The sequence below is a fragment of the Streptomyces sp. NPDC056527 genome (assembly GCF_042794475.1).
In the GTDB taxonomy this organism is placed as follows: Bacteria; Actinomycetota; Actinomycetes; order Streptomycetales; family Streptomycetaceae; genus Streptomyces.
Window position 1 is genome coordinate 17,200 of the sequence record NZ_JBHTTQ010000083.1, and the last position, 16,396, is coordinate 33,595.

Annotated in this window: 12 protein-coding genes; 5 read left to right on the forward strand and 7 right to left on the reverse strand. The window is 71.9% G+C overall.

Annotated features, from left to right (window positions below):
* Positions 1-57 precede the first annotated feature (57 nt).
* From sucB to ACFQ7Q_RS29045, 3 genes are all read right to left on the reverse strand, one after another.
* A complete protein-coding gene (gene sucB, locus ACFQ7Q_RS29035) occupies positions 58-1,815 on the reverse strand; it encodes a 2-oxoglutarate dehydrogenase, E2 component, dihydrolipoamide succinyltransferase (protein ID WP_383560159.1) in 1,758 nt (585 codons plus the stop codon).
* Positions 1,816-1,878: 63 nt separating this feature from the next.
* Positions 1,879-3,267 (reverse strand): dihydrolipoyl dehydrogenase, encoded by a 1,389-nt coding sequence (gene lpdA / locus ACFQ7Q_RS29040; protein WP_329121381.1) that lies wholly within the window; start codon positions 3,265-3,267, stop codon positions 1,879-1,881.
* Between the two features lie 284 nt (positions 3,268-3,551).
* The gene (locus tag ACFQ7Q_RS29045) at positions 3,552-5,066 is read right to left on the reverse strand and encodes a leucyl aminopeptidase (RefSeq protein WP_383560160.1); all 1,515 of its coding nucleotides are present in this window, start codon (positions 5,064-5,066) and stop codon (positions 3,552-3,554) included.
* 325 nt (positions 5,067-5,391) lie between these two features.
* Here ACFQ7Q_RS29045 and ACFQ7Q_RS29050 point away from each other — a divergent pair, with 325 nt between their 5' ends.
* From ACFQ7Q_RS29050 to ACFQ7Q_RS29065, 4 genes are read left to right on the forward strand one after another with little or no spacing between them, the layout of a single operon-like run.
* The gene (locus tag ACFQ7Q_RS29050; protein ID WP_383560162.1) at positions 5,392-7,416 is read left to right on the forward strand and encodes a hypothetical protein; all 2,025 of its coding nucleotides are present in this window, start codon (positions 5,392-5,394) and stop codon (positions 7,414-7,416) included.
* Positions 7,417-7,473: 57 nt separating this feature from the next.
* Entirely contained in the window at positions 7,474-8,997 is a 1,524-nt protein-coding gene (gene pelF, locus ACFQ7Q_RS29055) for a GT4 family glycosyltransferase PelF (protein WP_383560163.1), read from the forward strand.
* Positions 8,994-10,421, forward strand: coding sequence for a hypothetical protein (locus ACFQ7Q_RS29060; protein WP_383560165.1), 1,428 nt, complete (start codon positions 8,994-8,996; stop codon positions 10,419-10,421). Before pelF ends, ACFQ7Q_RS29060 begins: the two co-directional genes overlap by 4 nt.
* Before the next feature lie 9 nt (positions 10,422-10,430).
* Positions 10,431-11,048 carry a spherulation-specific family 4 protein gene (locus ACFQ7Q_RS29065; RefSeq protein ID WP_383560166.1) on the forward strand — a complete coding sequence of 206 codons (618 nt, stop codon included), beginning with the start codon at positions 10,431-10,433 and terminating at the stop codon, positions 11,046-11,048.
* A 15-nt stretch (positions 11,049-11,063) separates the two neighbouring features.
* On the opposite strand, the gene ACFQ7Q_RS29070 is transcribed toward ACFQ7Q_RS29065, so the two are convergent.
* Both ACFQ7Q_RS29070 and cobS read right to left on the reverse strand, forming a co-directional pair.
* Entirely contained in the window at positions 11,064-12,242 is a 1,179-nt protein-coding gene (locus ACFQ7Q_RS29070) for a hypothetical protein (RefSeq protein ID WP_383560167.1), read from the reverse strand.
* 56 nt (positions 12,243-12,298) lie between these two features.
* Positions 12,299-13,063 (reverse strand): adenosylcobinamide-GDP ribazoletransferase, encoded by a 765-nt coding sequence (gene cobS, locus ACFQ7Q_RS29075; RefSeq protein ID WP_383560168.1) that lies wholly within the window; start codon positions 13,061-13,063, stop codon positions 12,299-12,301.
* 67 nt (positions 13,064-13,130) lie between these two features.
* Between cobS and ACFQ7Q_RS29080 the strand changes: the two genes are divergently transcribed.
* Positions 13,131-13,910 (forward strand): hypothetical protein, encoded by a 780-nt coding sequence (locus ACFQ7Q_RS29080; protein ID WP_383560169.1) that lies wholly within the window; start codon positions 13,131-13,133, stop codon positions 13,908-13,910.
* On the opposite strand, the gene ACFQ7Q_RS29085 is transcribed toward ACFQ7Q_RS29080, so the two are convergent.
* Both ACFQ7Q_RS29085 and ACFQ7Q_RS29090 read right to left on the reverse strand, forming a co-directional pair.
* Positions 13,838-14,560, reverse strand: coding sequence for a hypothetical protein (locus tag ACFQ7Q_RS29085; protein ID WP_383560170.1), 723 nt, complete (start codon positions 14,558-14,560; stop codon positions 13,838-13,840). The two genes, ACFQ7Q_RS29080 and ACFQ7Q_RS29085, sit on opposite strands and share 73 nt — an antisense overlap.
* On the reverse strand, positions 14,557-16,317 hold the full coding sequence (locus ACFQ7Q_RS29090; RefSeq protein ID WP_383560172.1) for a phosphatidylglycerol lysyltransferase domain-containing protein: 1,761 nt from the start codon (positions 16,315-16,317) through the stop codon (positions 14,557-14,559). Before ACFQ7Q_RS29090 ends, ACFQ7Q_RS29085 begins: the two co-directional genes overlap by 4 nt.
* Between the last annotated feature and the right edge of the window lie 79 nt (positions 16,318-16,396).

Genomic DNA, 16,396 nt, shown 5'->3' on the forward strand with positions numbered 1-16,396 from the left:
AACACTTCCAGGTGGGGGCGCCGCAGGTGAGGCTTGTTACAGCTCAGTAGCTTGCGCTCACAGGCCGAGCTCGACCTCGAACTCGCCGGCTTCCAGGATCGCCTTGACGGCCGTCAGGTAACGGGCCGCGTCGGCGCCGTCCACCAGACGGTGGTCGTAGGAGAGCGCGACGTAGGTCATGTCGCGGATCGCGATCGTCTCACCCAGGTCCGGGTGGTTCACGACGATCGGACGACGGACCGTGGCACCGATGCCCAGGATGGCGACCTGGTTCGGGGGCACGATGATCGTGTCGAACAGCGCACCGCGCGAGCCGGTGTTGGAGATCGTGAAGGTCGCACCGGCGAGGTCGTCCGGCGTGATCTTGCTGGCGCGGACGGCGCCCGCGAGCTCCGCGGTCTTCTTGGCGATACCGGCGATGTTCAGGTCGCCCGCACCCTTGATGACCGGGGTCATCAGACCCTTCTCGGAGTCCACGGCGATGCCGATGTTCTCCGAGTCGAAGTACGTGATGGTGCCCTCGTCCTCGTTGATCCGGGCGTTGATGACCGGGTGGGCCTTCAGCGCCTGGGCCGCCGCCTTCACGAAGAACGGCATCGGGGACAGCTTGACGCCCTCACGGGCGGCGAAGGAGTTCTTCGCCTGGTTGCGCAGCTTCATCAGCTTGGTGATGTCGACCTCGACGACCGAGGTCAGCTGGGCCTGGCCGTGCAGCGCCTTCATCATGTTGTCGCCGATGACCTTGCGCATCCGGGTCATCTTGACGGTCTGACCGCGCAGCGGGGAGACCTCGAGGGCCGGGGCCTTCGACGCGGCGGCCGGGGCGGCGGCGACGGGGGCCGGAGCGGCCTTCTTGGCCTCGGCGGCCGCGAGGACGTCCTGCTTGCGGATACGGCCGCCGACGCCGGTGCCCTTGACGGACGCCAGGTCGATGCCGTTCTCGGCGGCGAGCTTGCGGACCAGCGGGGTCACGTAGGCGCCGTCCTCCGCCGGCTGTGCGGCGGCGGGGGCGGCCGGGGCCGGGGTGACCGGGGCAGGGGCGGCCACCGGGGCGGCGGGCGCGACCGGAGCCGGAGCGGCGACCGGGGCGGCCGGAGCCACGGGGGCGGGGGCCGGAGCGGCCGGAGCCGGGGCGGCCGGAGCCGGGGCGGCGGCGGGAGCCGGAGCGGCAGCCGGGGCCGGGGCGGCCGGAGCGGCACCCGCGGCGCCGATGACGGCCAGCTTGGCGCCGACCTCGGCGGTCTCGTCCTCGGCGACGACGATCTCCAGGAGGACACCCGAAGCCGGGGCCGGGATCTCGGTGTCGACCTTGTCCGTGGAGACCTCGAGCAGCGGCTCGTCGGCCTCGACGGTCTCGCCGACCGACTTCAGCCAGCGAGTGACGGTGCCCTCGGTGACCGACTCACCGAGCGCCGGCAGGACGACGTCCGTACCGGTGGCGCCACCGGCCGGAGCCGCGGCGGGGGCCTCGGCCACGGGGGCCGGGGCGGCGGGGGCCTCGGCGACCGGAGCCGGAGCGGCCGGAGCGGCCGGGGCCTCGGCGGCGGCCGGAGCCGGGGCGGCAGCCGGCGCACCGGTGCCGTCGTCGATGATCGCCAGCTCGGCGCCGACCTCGACGGTCTCGTCCTCGGCGACCTTGATGGACGCAAGGATGCCCGAGGCGGGGGCGGGGATCTCGGTGTCGACCTTGTCGGTCGAGACCTCGAGCAGCGGCTCGTCGGCCTCGACACGCTCACCCTCGGCCTTGAGCCAGCGGGTGACGGTGCCCTCGGTGACGCTCTCGCCGAGCGCCGGCAGGGTTACGGAAACCGACATGGTTTCAGTTGCTCCTAACGAATTGCGGAAAGTGGTCGTCGCGCCCGTGGATGACGTTGAGCGTCAGTCGTGGGAGTGCAGAGGCTTGCCGGCCAGCGCCAGGTGCGCCTCGCCGAGCGCCTCGTTCTGCGTCGGGTGGGCGTGGATGAGCTGCGCGACCTCGGCCGGCAGCGCCTCCCAGTTGTAGATCAGCTGCGCTTCGCCGACCTGCTCGCCCATGCGGTCACCGACCATGTGGACGCCGACCACGGCACCGTCCTTGACCTGGACGAGCTTGATCTCGCCCGCGGTCTTCAGGATCTTGCTCTTGCCGTTGCCCGCGAGGTTGTACTTCAGGGCGACGACCTTGTCCGCACCGTAGATCTCCTTGGCCTTGGCCTCGGTGATGCCGACGGAGGCGACCTCGGGGTGGCAGTACGTCACCCGCGGCACGCCGTCGTAGTCGATCGGGACGGTCTTCAGACCGGCCAGACGCTCCGCCACCAGGATGCCCTCGGCGAAGCCCACGTGCGCGAGCTGCAGGGTCGGGACGAGGTCGCCGACCGCGGAGATCGTGGGCACGTTGGTACGCATGTACTCGTCGACGAGGACGTAGCCGCGGTCCATCGCGACGCCCTGCTCCTCGTAGCCGAGACCGGCCGAGACCGGGCCGCGGCCGATGGCGACGAGCAGGACCTCCGCCTCGAAGGTCTTGCCGTCGGCCAGGGTGACCTTGACACCGCTGTCGGTGTACTCGGCGGACTGGAAGAACGTGCCGAGGTTGAACTTGATGCCGCGCTTGCGGAAGGCGCGCTCAAGAAGCTTGGAGCTGTTCTCGTCCTCGACCGGGACCAGGTGCTTCAGGCCCTCGATGACCGTGACGTCCGTACCGAAGGACTTCCACGCGGAGGCGAACTCGACGCCGATGACGCCGCCGCCGAGGATGATCGCGGACTCCGGGACGCGGTCCAGGGTCAGCGCGTGGTCCGAGGAGATGATGCGGTTGCCGTCGATCTCCAGGCCCGGCAGCGACTTCGGTACGGAGCCGGTGGCGAGGAGGACGTGACGACCCTCGACGCGACGGCCGTCCACGTCGACGGAGGTCGGGGAGGAGAGGCGGCCGTGGCCCTCGATGTACGTCACCTTGCGAGAGGCGACCAGACCCTGCAGACCCTTGTAGAGGCCCGAGATCACATCGTCCTTGTACTTGTGGACGGCCTTGATGTCGATGCCCTCGAAGGAGGCCTTGACACCGAACTGCTCCGCCTCGCGGGTCTGGTCGGCGACCTCACCGGCGTGGAGCAGGGCCTTCGTCGGGATGCATCCGTTGTGCAGGCAGGTGCCGCCGAGCTTGTTCTTCTCGATCAGTGCGACGTCCAGGCCCAGCTGCGCTCCGCGCAGCGCCGCGGCGTAACCGCCGCTACCGCCGCCGAGGATCACTAGGTCGAAAACGGTGCTGGCGTCGTTCGCCACGTCACGTCCTCCATGCATGTGCGCCGGTCGCCGGTCTCCGATGACCGGGCGGCGGCTGGTGTTCGGCCGCTTTTATGTCGGCCCTGTGGTGGGGGCCCTGTCCTGCCGAGAACCCATCTTCGCACTTGTTGCCGGAAGGCGGGACGCGGGGCCGGTGTCTGAGACGGAGGGATCGTCCGTACGGCCGGGTAACAGAGGCGTGCGAACCTACGGATTTCGTCGAGGGCGCAACGGGAACGGCCCCGGGGAGCGGGTCCCCGGGGCCGTGAACGTCACACGACGGCTCAGACCTCGCCGTCGGCCGTCCGCTCGGCCAGCTTCACCAGGGTGCGGACCGCGGAGCCGGTGCCGCCCTTGGGGGTGTAGCCGTACGGAGCGCCCTCGTGGAAGGCCGGGCCCGCGATGTCGAGGTGCGCCCAGGTGATGCCCTCGCCCACGAACTCCTGGAGGAACAGACCGGCGACCAGGCCGCCGCCCATCCGCTCGCCCATGTTCGCGATGTCCGCGGTCGGGGAGTCCATGCCCTTGCGCAGGTCCGCCGGGAGCGGCATCGGCCAGGACTGCTCGCCGACCTCCTCGGCGATCTCGTGGATCGCGGTGCGGTAGTCGTCGTCGTTGGCCATGATGCCGAAGGTCCGGTTGCCCAGGGCCAGCACCATCGCGCCGGTCAGGGTCGCCACGTCGACGATCGCGTCAGGGTTCTCCTCCGAGGCCCTGGTCAGAGCGTCGGCGAGGACGAGCCGGCCCTCGGCGTCGGTGTTGAGGACCTCGACGGTCTTGCCGCTGTACATGCGCAGCACGTCGCCGGGGCGGGTGGCCGAGCCCGACGGCATGTTCTCGGCCAGCGCCAGCCAGCCGGTCACGTTGACGGCCAGGCCGATGCGGGCGGCGGCGACGACCGCGGCGAACACGGCGGCGGCACCGCTCATGTCGCACTTCATCGTCTCGTTGTGGCCGGCCGGCTTCAGGGAGATGCCGCCCGAGTCGTAGGTGATGCCCTTGCCGACGAGGGCGAGGGTCTTCTCCGCCTCCGGGTGGGTGTAGGCGATCTTGACCAGGCGCGGGCCGCGGACCGCGCCCTTGCCGACGCCGAGGATGCCGCCGTAGCCGCCCTTGTCGAGCGCCTTCTCGTCGAGCACCTGCACCTTGAGGCCGTGCTCCTTGCCGGCGGCGGTGACGATGGCGGCGAACGTCTCGGGGTAGAGGTCGTTCGGCGGCATGTTGATCAGGTCGCGGGCGCGGTTGATCTCCTCGGTGAGCGCCAGCGCGCGCTCGGCGGCGGCCTTGAAGGCCTTGTCGCGCGGCTTGGCACCGAGCAGGGCGACCTCGGCCAGCGGCTTCTTCGCGTCCTTGCCGTTCTTGCTTTCCTGGTACGCGGTGTAGGCGTACGCACCGAGCAGGGCGCCCTCGGCGATCGCCTCGGCGTCCTCGGCCGCGGTGACCGGCAGCGCGAAGGCGGCCTTCTTGGTGCCGTTCAGGGTGCGGGCGGCGGTGCCGGCGGCGCGGCGCAGGGTCTCGGCGCCGTACGCCTGGCCGTCCTCGGGGGCGGAGCCCAGACCGACGGCGAGCACGACGGGGGCCTTGAGGCCGGCGGGGGCGGGCAGCTTGGTGGCCTCACCCTCGGCACCCGCGGCGCCCAGGGTCTCCAGGACGGCCGCGAGCTTGCCGTCGAACGCCTGGTCAACGGCCTCGGCGCCCGGGGCGACGAGCAGACCCTTTCCGGACTTCGCTACGCCGACGACAAGGACGTCGGCGCGCAGCGTCGCCGCGCCGGCAGTGCTGAGAGTGAGAGCAGTCACGGTGGTGAAATCTCGCTTCCATTGAGTTCTGTGGCGGTCGAGGGATGGGTCGACCGTGCCCGCCGCATCGTATTTCGGCCCGGGAACCGCCGAGAACGAGCCTACGCTCGCTCTTCGTGTTCGCTCACGGCGACGGTGATTCACTCATCCGTGGTGTCTCTTTCACGTTTACCCCTCAGTGTCGGAGAGCTCGGTCACACTCGCCTCATTCGCGCAAGGGCAGCAGCCGCTCCTTTGCATCATCCGCATCATCTCCACAGGTCCTCCCTATCCGGTCGGGCCTGTCGAGGGGGGACACCACCAGATGGACTCTGCCGGATCCCGTATGCCCAGATCAGCCAGGACGGCATCCCTGCTGGCCGCCGCGCTCCTGGCCACCGTCATCCCGTCCGCGGCGGCCAGTGCCGCCGAGACGGTTCCGCGGATCGACCTCACCGTCCTGGTCGTGGACGACGGCGGAAGCGCCGTGGAGGCGATCACCTCCGAACTGCGCTCCACCGGTGTCCCGTACCGCCGGGTCGATCTGGCCGATTCCGGCCGTCCGGTCATCACCGCCGGGTTCCTCAGCGACACGGTCTCCGGCCGCCCCCGGGCCAAGTTCCAGGGCGTCGTCCTGCCCCACGAGTCCGCCTTCGGCCCCGACTCCGCGGAGCAGGCGGCCCTCACCGCGTACGAGAAGACGTTCGGCATCCCGCAGGTCGACGCGTACACCTGGGCCCACCCCGGCGTCGGGCTCGACTACACCAGTGACGGGGGTCTGTCGGGTCCCCTCGACGGGGCCGCCGCCTCCGTCACCGCGGCCGGCCGGGCCGGGCCCTTCCGCCACCTGGACGGGCCGCTGACCTTCGAGGACAACGACCCGGCGATCGCCGAGAGCTACGGCTACGCGGGCCGGCCGCGCGAGGGCTACACCAGCTACCTCGACATCCCCGTCGACGGCGGCGGCCGGGCCAGCCTGATCGGCGAGTACGCCCACGACGGGCGCCGCGAACTGGTCGTCACCTTCGCCTACAACCAGTACCAGCGACAGTTCCGGGCGCTCGCCCGCGGCATCGTCGAATGGCTCACCCAGGGCGTCCACCTCGGCCAGAGCCGCAGCTACTTCTCCGTCCACGTCGACGACGTCCTCGCCCCCGACGCCCGCTGGGACGCGGAGCGCAACTGCACCCCCGGCGACTTCGACTGCGTGGGCGGCGACGGCGAGGGCGAGAACCCCGTCCGGATGACCGCCGAGGACGCCCGGTACGCGGCCGCCTGGCAGAAGTCCTCCGGCTTCACCCTCGACATGGTCTACAACGGCGGCCAGGGCGAGCAGTGGAAGACCGAGCACGGTGGCACCGACCCGCTCGCCGCCCAGCTGATCGCCGACCGCGCCCAGTACCGCTGGGTGAACCACACCTACACCCACCCCTTCCTCGGCTGCGTCCAGGACAACAGCACCGTTCCCTGGCAGTGCGCCAAGAACGCCACCGGGGCCACTCTGTGGACGAGCCGCAGCGTGATCTCCGGACAGATCCGCGACAACCACAACTGGGCGGTCGCCAAGGGGATCTCCGTCGACCGCACCGAACTCGTCACCGGCGAGCACTCCGGTCTGAAGACCCTTCCGCAGCAGGGCGCCGACAACCCGAACCTGGCCGGCGCGCTCGCCGACAACGGCGTGAAGTGGATCGCCAGCGACAACTCCCGGGAGCCCCAGCAGCGCGCGGTCGGCGCCGCGAAGACCGTCCCGCGCCACCCCATGAACGTGTACTACAACGTGGGAACGGCCGCCGAGATGGCCGACGAGTACAACTGGATCTACACCTCCCGCGCCGACGGCGGCAGCGGCATCTGCGAGTCCAACCCGGCCTCCACCTGCCTGCCCGCCCCGCTCGACACCGCCACCGGGTACGCCTCCCACATCGTCCCGCAGGAGGCGCGCACGGCCCTCGCCCACATCGTGGCGAACGACCCGCGCCCGCACTACGTCCACCAGTCCAACCTCGCCGAGGAGCGCATCCTCTACCCCGTCCTCGACCAGGTCCTCGCCGACTACCGGGCCCTCTTCGCCGACAACACCCCGCTGGTGAACCCCCGTCAGCGTGACGTCGGCACGGAGCTGAACCGCCGTGCCGCATGGGACCAGGCGCTCGCGGCCGGCCAGGTCACCGCGTACCGCATCGGTACGACCGTGACCGTCAAGGCGCCCGCGGGCGTGACCGCGCCGATCACCGTCCCCGAGGGAACGCGCAAGCAACTCATCCTCGGCACGGCGGTGTTCGGGACGGCGTACGCCGGAACGCGCTCGGCCTGGACGGCCCCGGAGGCTCTGCAGAGCGCGACCACGCTCCGGCTCCCGACCGTCTGAGACCCGCCGACCGTCTCGCGCACTGACCACTGACCGTACGTTCTGGGGGAAACGCACATGCCGAGCAGTGGCCGTCACGTCACCATGCTCACGGAAGGCACCTATCCGCATGTCCACGGGGGAGTCAGCACCTGGTGCGACCAGCTCGTCCGGGGGATGCCCGAGGTCGACTTCGAGGTCCTCGCCCTCACCGGCAGTGGCCGCGAACCGGTCACCTGGGAGCTGCCGTCCAACGTCCGACGGCACACCGCCTTCCCGCTCTGGGGCCTCGCCCCGGAGCGGGGGCGGGCCCCGCGCGGGCGGGCACGCCGTCGCCTGGTCGACACCTATGAGCGCTTCCTGCTCTCGATACTCGATCCCAGCGCCGGCTGCGACTTCGGCGAGGGCCTCTACGCCCTGGCCGAACTCGCCCGACGCGGAGGGCTCACTGCGGCCCTGCGCTCGGAGAGCATGCTGCGCTCCCTGATGTGGATCTGGACCATGCCGCATCTGCCGACGGCCGCGGCCCGGCCCACCGTCCACGACGCGCTGACCGCCACCGACCTGCTGGAGCACGCGCTCCGGCCGCTCGCCGCCCGGATATCCGGCAGCGGCGTCGCGCACGCCGTCTCCAGCGGCCTCGCGACGCTGCCGGCGCTCGCGGCCCAGCGCTTCGAGGGAGTGCCCTTCCTGCTCACGGAACACGGCATCTATCTGAGAGAGCGTTACCTCGGCTACCGCACCGAGGCCCAACGCTGGCCCGTCAAGGCCCTGATGCTCGGCTTCTACCGCGAGCTCAACACCCTCGGCTACCGCAAGGCAGACCTGATCACCCCCTGCAACCAGTACAACCGGCGCTGGGAGGAGCGCGGCGGCGCGCCCGCCGCGCGCATCCGGACCGTCTACAACGGCGTCGATCCGCATGCCTTCCCCTACGCGGGGCCCGAGCCGGAGACGCCCACGCTCAGCTGGTGCGGCCGGATCGACCCCATCAAGGACCTGGAGACGCTGATCCGGGCGTACGCGATCTGCCGGGCCGAACTCCCCGAGCTGAGGCTGAGGTTGTTCGGCCCGGTACCGGCCGGGAACGAGGACTACCGGACCCGTCTGGAGAAGCTGGCGGCCGAGCTGGGCGTCACCGACGGCATCACCTTCGAGGGCCGGGTCTCCGACGTGGCCGGCGCCTACGCGGCGGGGAGCGTGGTGGCGCTGTCCTCGATCAGCGAAGGCTTCCCCTTCTCCCTGATCGAGGCCATGTCCTGCGGACGGGCCACGGTGTCCACGGACGTGGGCGGGGTACGGGAGGCCGTCGGCGACACGGGACTCGTCGTCCCGCCCCGCGAACCCGCCGTGCTGGCGGCGGCCATGACGGAACTGCTGAGCGACGGGGAGCGGCGGGCCGAACTGGGCCGCAGGGCCCGGCAGCGGGTCGTCGACCGCTTCACCCTGCACCGCTCCGTGGACGGCTTCCGTCAGATCTACCGCGAACTCGCCGGAGAGCCCGTCACGCCCCTGGACGATCTCGACGCCGGGACGGACTGGACCGTGCGGCTGACCGACCCCTGGCGCCAGGAACTCGTCGGCGGAGGTTCCCTGTCGTGAGCGGCTCACTGTGGCTGAAGAACGGCACGATGCGGGACACCCTGCCGGTGGTCCCGCGCCCGCGCGGGTCGGGCGCCGAGCAGGGGGCCTCGGTACGGGACCGGCTCGATCGGGATCCGCTCGACCAGGGGCCCCTCGCCGTCGACCCGATCGACGAACTCGCCGCGCGGTTCGACGCCTTGGCCGCCGGCGCCGTGCACCCCGACGAGATAGCAGCGATCCTGGAATCCGACGGCATGACCGACGACCACATCCGCCTCACCTACGGGCGCGCCGACTCCTTCGCGCTCGCCGAGGACCTCTACGCGCGCGTGGAGCGGCGTCACCCCCAGCCGGAGGTCCCGCCCAGCGGGCCCTGGCACACCGGGCTCGTCGGCTGTCTGCTGCGCGGACTCGTCTTCGCCCTGCCCGGCCTCGCGTACGTCCTCGCGGCGCCGCTCCTCGCCGGGCCGGGCAAGGGCCCGCTGCTCGCGTCGGCAGTCGCCGGGTGGGTGTGGAACCAGGCCCTGGCCCATCGCGCGTACTCCTGGCTCGGCCTCGGCGATCGCGGGGCCGCCGCCCGCGCCCTGCTCCTCGGCGCCCCGGCGGGCGCCCTCGTCGGATCGGCCGTCGCCCTCGCGTCCGCCGGGCCCGGCGCGTGGCGCGTCGTCGCGTTCGCCGCCGGACAGTCCCTCTACCTCGGCGCCGCTACCGTCCTGCTCGTCCTCGGCCGCGAACGCGCCCTGCTCTGCGCCCTGCTGCCACTCGCCGGAGCGGTGCCAGCGTTCTGGTACGACCTCCCGCACGCCCTCCGCTCCGGGCTGCTCGTCCTCTCCTTGGCGGCCACGGTCACCTTCGCGGCGGTCGTACTGCGCCCAGGGCCGAGGCCGCGGTCCGGCCCGCCACTCATCGCCTCCCTCCCGTACGGCCTCTTCGGCCTCGGCACCGGCCTGCTCGTGCTGTACGCGGGGGTCGGCGACGCCCTGGTGACGGGCGCCGCGCCCGTGGTCGCGCTCACCCTGTCGATGGGGCCCGCCGAGTGGCTGCTGCACCGCTTCCGCCGCGAGACCCTCAGCGGGCTGCGCACCCTCACCAGCGCCCGCGCGTTCCGCCGGGCGGCGGCGGGGACACTGGCGCACTGCCTCGGCGCGTATCTCGCCGTCCTGCTCGCCCTGGCCTCCGTCGGAACGCTGCTGTGGCCGGGCGCCCCGGCCCTCGCAGGTCTCCGGCTCCTGGGCCTGCTGCTCGTCGGGATCGTGCTCTGGCTCGCCCTGCTCCTCCAGGCATTCGGCGCGGTCCGCGGCGCGGCCGCCGTGTGCACGCTCGCCGCGGTGGCACAGATGCTCACCCCGACGGCCGGCCCGGTCGCGGCGGGCCTGGCGGCCACCGTCCTGGCCGTCCTGGCCGGCGCCCTGCTCATACGCCCGACAGCACACCGCGCCTAGGGGACGTCCGTGAACCCTTCCCTGCTCGTGCCCTTCTACGAGCATCCCGCCGAGCGACCGGATGCCTGGGACGCCGTGATCGAGGCCGCGCCGTCGCTGTACGGCGTCGTCCTCAACCCCGCGAGCGGCGCGGGGCAGAGACGCGATCCCGCCTTCGCCGCCGTCGCGGAGCGGCTGCGCGCCGCCGGGGCGCGGGTGCTCGGCTACGTCGACACCGCGTACGGCCGCCGGCCGCACGGCGAGGTCGTCGCCGATCTGCTCCGCCACCGCGACTGGTACGGCGCCGACGGGGCGTTCCTCGACCAGGTGCCGACCGCTCCCGAGGCCCTGGACCACTTCCGGCGCATCGGCGTCGCCGCCCGTGCCGCCGGGGCCCGGACACTGGTGCTGAACCACGGCGCCCATCCCGACCCCGGCTACGCCGCGCTCGCCGATCTGCTGGTCACCTTCGAGGGCCCCTGGGACTCCTACCGGGCCCTCGACCTCCCGGTCGCCGACCACTACTGCCACCTGGTCTACGCGGCCCCTCGCGAGGCCCTGCCGACCACCCGCGTCCACTGCGCGGTCCCGGGCGCGGGCGCCCACCCGTGGGGCACGCTCCCGCATGCCCTGGAGCCGGCCCGATGACCCGGGGACCGACGGTCAGTCGCGGGTGACGGTGTAGCAGGTGGCCCGGCCCTCGCCCTTGTCCGTCCACTCCCGCTCGGTCGACCACGTGTACCAGGACCGGTCGCCGGCCACGTCCGCGCACGCCCGCTTGGCCCGGTCCATCGCCGACCCGGTCCCGGGCCAGTCACCGGCGAGCTTGTGCTGCCCCTGGACCTTGCCGTCGTAGGCGCCGGTGCAGGGCACCCGCGTCACCAACCGGTGCTGACGCAGACCGGTGTTGAAGTCCATGCAGTCCCCGGACTTGGCGTCGTACGTGGCGACCACCGCCGTGCCCGCGTCCAGGGTGTGCTCGGCGGGCGTCGCCGCGGCGGTCGGCTTCGAGGCGCCGAATCCGCCGAGGGTGAGCTCGGCGTGGAGCGCGGTGACCTCCGCGAGGGCGCTGTCCTTCTCCTTGCTGAGCAGGGCGGACAGATCGGCCCGGGCACGGGTGATCCGGCCGTCCGCGTCGACGTCGACGGTCACCGGGATCGGTGGGGTCCTCACGGTGTGGTTCAGCGGTCTGGGGACGAACTCCTTCCGCAGGTCGTACGGGAAGAGGTTCATGGCCGCCGCCAGAGGGAACGTGGCGGTGTACGAACGCCCCGCCGTGCCCGACTGCGCCGTCGCCTCCGCGGTCCCGAGCGCCTCCAGGAGCGTGCCGCCGACCGCGGCCTCGGAGCCGCGCAGATGGCTGATCGAGTCGACGCCCCAGAGCGGCTTGATGTCGCCCGAGTACCGCAGCCAGTAGCCGGCCGAGGCGGGGCGGTAGTGGATGGTCTGGGTGTCCACCGTGTACCGGCTGGAGGTGTCGCCGGTGGTCCGACCCGGCAGGGAGCCGAGGATCGTCGCGCGCGCGTCCTCCGGGAACTGCCGGGGAACGCGCCAGCTGCTCGCCGCCTCGCCCCGGCTGCCGGTGAAGTCCACGCGTCCCGTGAGGGTCTGGACCGCCTCTCCCTGCCGGGAGGTGAAGGTGACGGTCTGGCGGAGCTCGGCGCTGCCGGCCTTCTGTGTGTGGCGCAGCGCGAGGAAGACCTGCCGGTCGATCGGCTCGGAGAACACGGGGTGGGCGGCCGGCTTCGCGGCCCCACTGTCGTCGGTGCCGCCGCCGCAGGCGGTGAGCGAGAGGGAGGCGGCGGCAAGCGCGGCAGCGGTACGGGCAAGGCGTCTGATCACGCCTTCATGACCGGGCGGACCCGCGGAAGGTTGCCCTGCGGCGGGTCACGGAACGATCACCCCAGCGTCAGGGCGACGAGCGCCACCGTTCCGGCCGTCTCCTCCACCGCTCCGAACACATCGCCGGTCACCCCGCCGAACCTCCGCACGCACCGGCGCAGCAGCAGCGCCGCGGCGCCGAGCCCCGCCGCTGCCGCCAGGACGTGGCGGATCGCGTCGTACGGGGAGAAGAGCGCGCCCGCCGCGGCGCACAGGACGAGGACGCCCCCGGTGACCAGCGCGGCCGAGCGCACCGGGACCGTGGCGGCGACCATGGCGCCCAGGCCCTCCGGGCGGGCCGCCGGGACGCCGTGGCGGGAGGCGTGGGTGAGGGCGAGGCGGGCGACGGTCGCGGCGAGCGCGGCGGCGACCGTGCCGTACGCCCAGCCCTCCTCGTACAGCCGGTACAGCGCGGCGACCTGGGCGAGCAGGACGAAGAGCAGCACGATGACACCGAACGGGCCGATGTCCGACTGCTTCATGATCCGCAGCGCGTCCCCCGCGGGCTTGGCGCTGCCGAGCCCGTCCGCGGTGTCCGCGAGTCCGTCCAGGTGCAGGCCCCGGGTCATCAGCGCCGGTACGGCTGCGGTGACGACGGCCGCGAGCAGCGGGCCGGAGCCGAACAGCAGGAACAGTCCGCCGAGCGCCGCGGAGAAGAGGCCCACGACGAGGCCCGCGAGCGGGGCCCACAACATGCCGGCGCGTGCCGCGTCCCGGTCCCATCGGGTGATGCGGGCGGGGAGCACGGTGAGGGTGCCGAAGGCGAAACGCAGGCCGTCCATCCGGGCAGGGTAAGGCAGCGCGCTACCTTGTAAATTGCGCATCAGGTACATATCGGAAGCAGGTGGCATGGGTCACTGGTTGTACACCAACTTCGTCGAGCCCGGGAAGCTCCCGCTGCTCATCGCCCTGTTCTCCTTCGTGGTGACCTTCCTGGTCACGCGGACGATCGTGCGGATGATCAGGGCGGGGAAGGGCCCGTTCGGCAATGTGCAGTCCGCCGGGGGGCTGCACATCCACCATGTCGTTCCCGGTGTCGTCCTCACCGTCGTCGGTGGCTTCGGCGCGGTCGCCAGTGGCCGGGAGGGGGTCACCGCCTGTGTCTTCGCGGCGGTCTTCGGGATCGGCGCCGGCCTCGTCCTGGACGAGTTCGCGCTGATCCTCCACCTCGACGACGTCTACTGGAGCGATCAGGGCCGCAAGAGCGTCGAGGTGGTCGTCCTGACCGCCGCGCTTGTGGTGCTGGTCCTCGGCGGCTTCTCGCCGCTCGGCGTCAACGAACTCACCCCGGACGAGCGCCAGAACCGGGCCACGGTCGTCCTCACCATCGTGGTGAACTTCCTCTTCGTCCTGATCGCCCTGGTGAAGGGGAAGTTCCGGATCGCGGTGCTGGGCACCCTGGTGCCGTTCGTCGCGATCGTCGGAGCGGTACGGCTCGCCCGGCCCGGCTCCTGGTGGTCCCGGCACTTCTACCGCCGGCGCCACCGGGCGCGCGCCAAGTCCCGGCTGCGCACCTACCGGCACGACCGGCGCTGGGACCGGGTCCGCCGGCGCACTCAGGACGTGATCGGCGGCTTCCAGGAGCGGGTCCCCGGCCGCGGCTCCGGATCGGGGGCCGACGGCGGCTGACGGCGCTCGCGCCAGGCGGTGACCGCCACGAGCACCAGCACCGCGGCGATCGCCGCCAGATGCTCCTTGCCCGCCAGGTTGCTCTTGACCAGCACTTCCACGACCATCGCGACGATCACCAGTGCCCCGGTCCAGCGGGCCCGGTAACGCCAGCAGACGTAGACGGCGAGGCCGACCACGGCGGCCGAGGGGCCGGTGTCGACGACCCGGGCGTCCGAGGCGGGCAGCCCGAGAGGGCTGTCCGGGCCGAGCGCGATGCCCACCCGCGCGTACATCGTCCCGGCCAGCGTCGCCAGATAGGCGATGGCGAGAGTCCGCCACCGCCCCAGGCATATCTCGGCGATGCCGAACACCAGCAGGACCTGGGCCAGCGCGCCCCACACCGGCAGGTCGAGCGCCGGGACGAAGAGCGAGAGCGGGGTGCGCAGCAGGGCGAGCCAGAGCGGGTCCTCGGCCCGGACCGAGCCGATGTTCTGGACGGGCTGGTAGCCCCAGTCCTGGTTCTGGACCAGCTGGAAGAGGGCCGTGAGGCAGACGGCGGCCACCGTCATCGGTATGGCGCCCCACTTCCTCGTGACGAGCGCGGTCCGTACGGCGGTGTGGAGCGGGCCCCACTCGCGGTGCGCGAAGTCCCGGACGGTGGCCCTCAACGCCGGCCTTCCAGGTGCTTGCGGTGCATCCACTTCGGCAGCCCGGGGGCTTCCAGGAAGCCCTCGGCGCGGCCCGCGGCGAGGCCGATGCGCAGCAGGTCGGCGCTCTTCTCGAAGAGCATGAAGCGGGGCTCCCAGATCGGTCGGTACTTGGCGTTGGCGCGGTACAGCGACTCGATCTGCCACCAGCGGGAGAAGAAGCTGAGCAGCGAACGCCACATCCTCAGCACGGGTCCCGCCCCGAGCTTCGAGCCACGTTCGAAGACGGAACGGAACATGGCGAAGTTGAGCGACACCTGCGTGATCCCGATCTCCTTCGCGCGCTGGAGGAGTTCGATGACCATGAACTCCATCAGGCCGTTCTCGGAGTCGCGGTCACGGCGCATCAGGTCCAGCGAGAGGCCCTTGGGGCCCCAGGGCACGAAGGACAGCACCGCCTTCAGCTCGCCCTGCCCGTCGGTGCACTCCAGCATCACGCACCGGCCGTCCCTCGGGTCGCCGAGTCTGCCGAGCGCCATGGAGAAGCCCCGTTCGGTGGCCCCGTCACGCCAGTCGTCGGCCTTGCGGAGCAGCGCGTCCATCTCGTCGGCGGGGATGTCCTCGTGCCGTCGGATCCGCACCTCGTACCCGGCCCGCTTGACCCGGTTGAACGCCTGCCGCACCGTGCGCATCGCGCGCCCGTCGAGGGTGAACTCGTCGGTCTCCACGATCGCCTCGTCGCCCAGCTCCAGGGCGTCAAGACCGTGCCGGGCGTAGATGGTGCCGGCCTCCTCGGAGGCGCCCATGACGGCCGGGACCCAGCCGTGCTCACGCGCCTCGGCCAGCCAGGGCTCGATCGCCCCCGGCCATGCCTCGGGGTCGCCGATGGGGTCGCCGGAGGCGAGCGAGACCCCGCCGACCACCCGGTAGGCGATGGCGGCCTTCTCGCTGGGGGACCACACGACGCTCTTCTCGCGGCGGAGCGCGAAGTAGCCGAGCGAGTCGCGGTCGCCGTACTTGTCGAGCAGGAGCCGCAGCTTCTCCTCGTCCCCCTCCGTCAGCGGGTCGACGGCCCGGCGCGAGCGGAACGCCGCGTAGAGCACGGCGATGATCAGGAGCGTGGACAGCACGTTGATGGTGACGTCGACCCAGCCGGGCGTCGAGATCCCGTCGAAGCGCGAGTCGTCGGCGGCCAGGGTGATCAGCCGCATCACGCCGTACCGCCAGCGCTCCAGGAAGGTGGAGCCGCCGGACTCGGTGTTGGTGACGGTGACCAGGACGGCGGCGAGCAGTGAGGTGACGAGCAGTCCGCCGACCGCCACGACGGCGGCGGCCAGCGGGTTGGAGCGGTCGCCCTTCGCGTAGAACTCCTTGCGGCCGAGCAGCAGCGCGAGGACGAACGCGGCGGTCAGGACGAGCGAGATCCAGTTCTGGGCGTGCTGCCGGATCTCGGGGAAGGCCATCGCGAGGGCGAAGAGCGCGAGGAAGAGTCCGCTGAGGACGATGTTGAGGATCCAGGCGGCGCGCTTGCGGCGGCGCATGGTGATCGCCAGGAAGAGCGTGAAGACGCCCGAGGCGAAGCCCGCGGTCAGCATGTACGGAGTGAAGTAGTTGTCCGTGTTGTGTCTGCGCAGGTCCTGGCCGAGCGAGACCCACACGGCGCTCAGGAAGTTGATGAACGTGACGGCGCGCAGGTACCAGACGGCGAACGCGGCGCTGCGCCGCGAACGGACGGTGCCCCGGGGCGTTCCTTCGGTGGACAAACGGACCTCTCCCATGAAAAGCGATCATATGGGGCATCGCTTGCCATGGCGGGGCGCCGGAGGCAGTCGCCCGCGCGTGGCGGAACGACTGCCT

Coding starts and splice junctions, on each gene's coding strand:
- cobS (WP_383560168.1), bottom strand. CDS start 13,063: ATGGACGGCCTGCGTTTCGCCTTCGGCACCCTCACCGTGCTCCCCGCC.
- sucB (WP_383560159.1), bottom strand. CDS start 1,815: ATGTCGGTTTCCGTAACCCTGCCGGCGCTCGGCGAGAGCGTCACCGAG.
- ACFQ7Q_RS29050 (WP_383560162.1), top strand. CDS start 5,392: ATGCCCAGATCAGCCAGGACGGCATCCCTGCTGGCCGCCGCGCTCCTG.
- pelF (WP_383560163.1), top strand. CDS start 7,474: ATGCCGAGCAGTGGCCGTCACGTCACCATGCTCACGGAAGGCACCTAT.
- ACFQ7Q_RS29090 (WP_383560172.1), bottom strand. CDS start 16,317: ATGGGAGAGGTCCGTTTGTCCACCGAAGGAACGCCCCGGGGCACCGTC.
- ACFQ7Q_RS29080 (WP_383560169.1), top strand. CDS start 13,131: ATGGGTCACTGGTTGTACACCAACTTCGTCGAGCCCGGGAAGCTCCCG.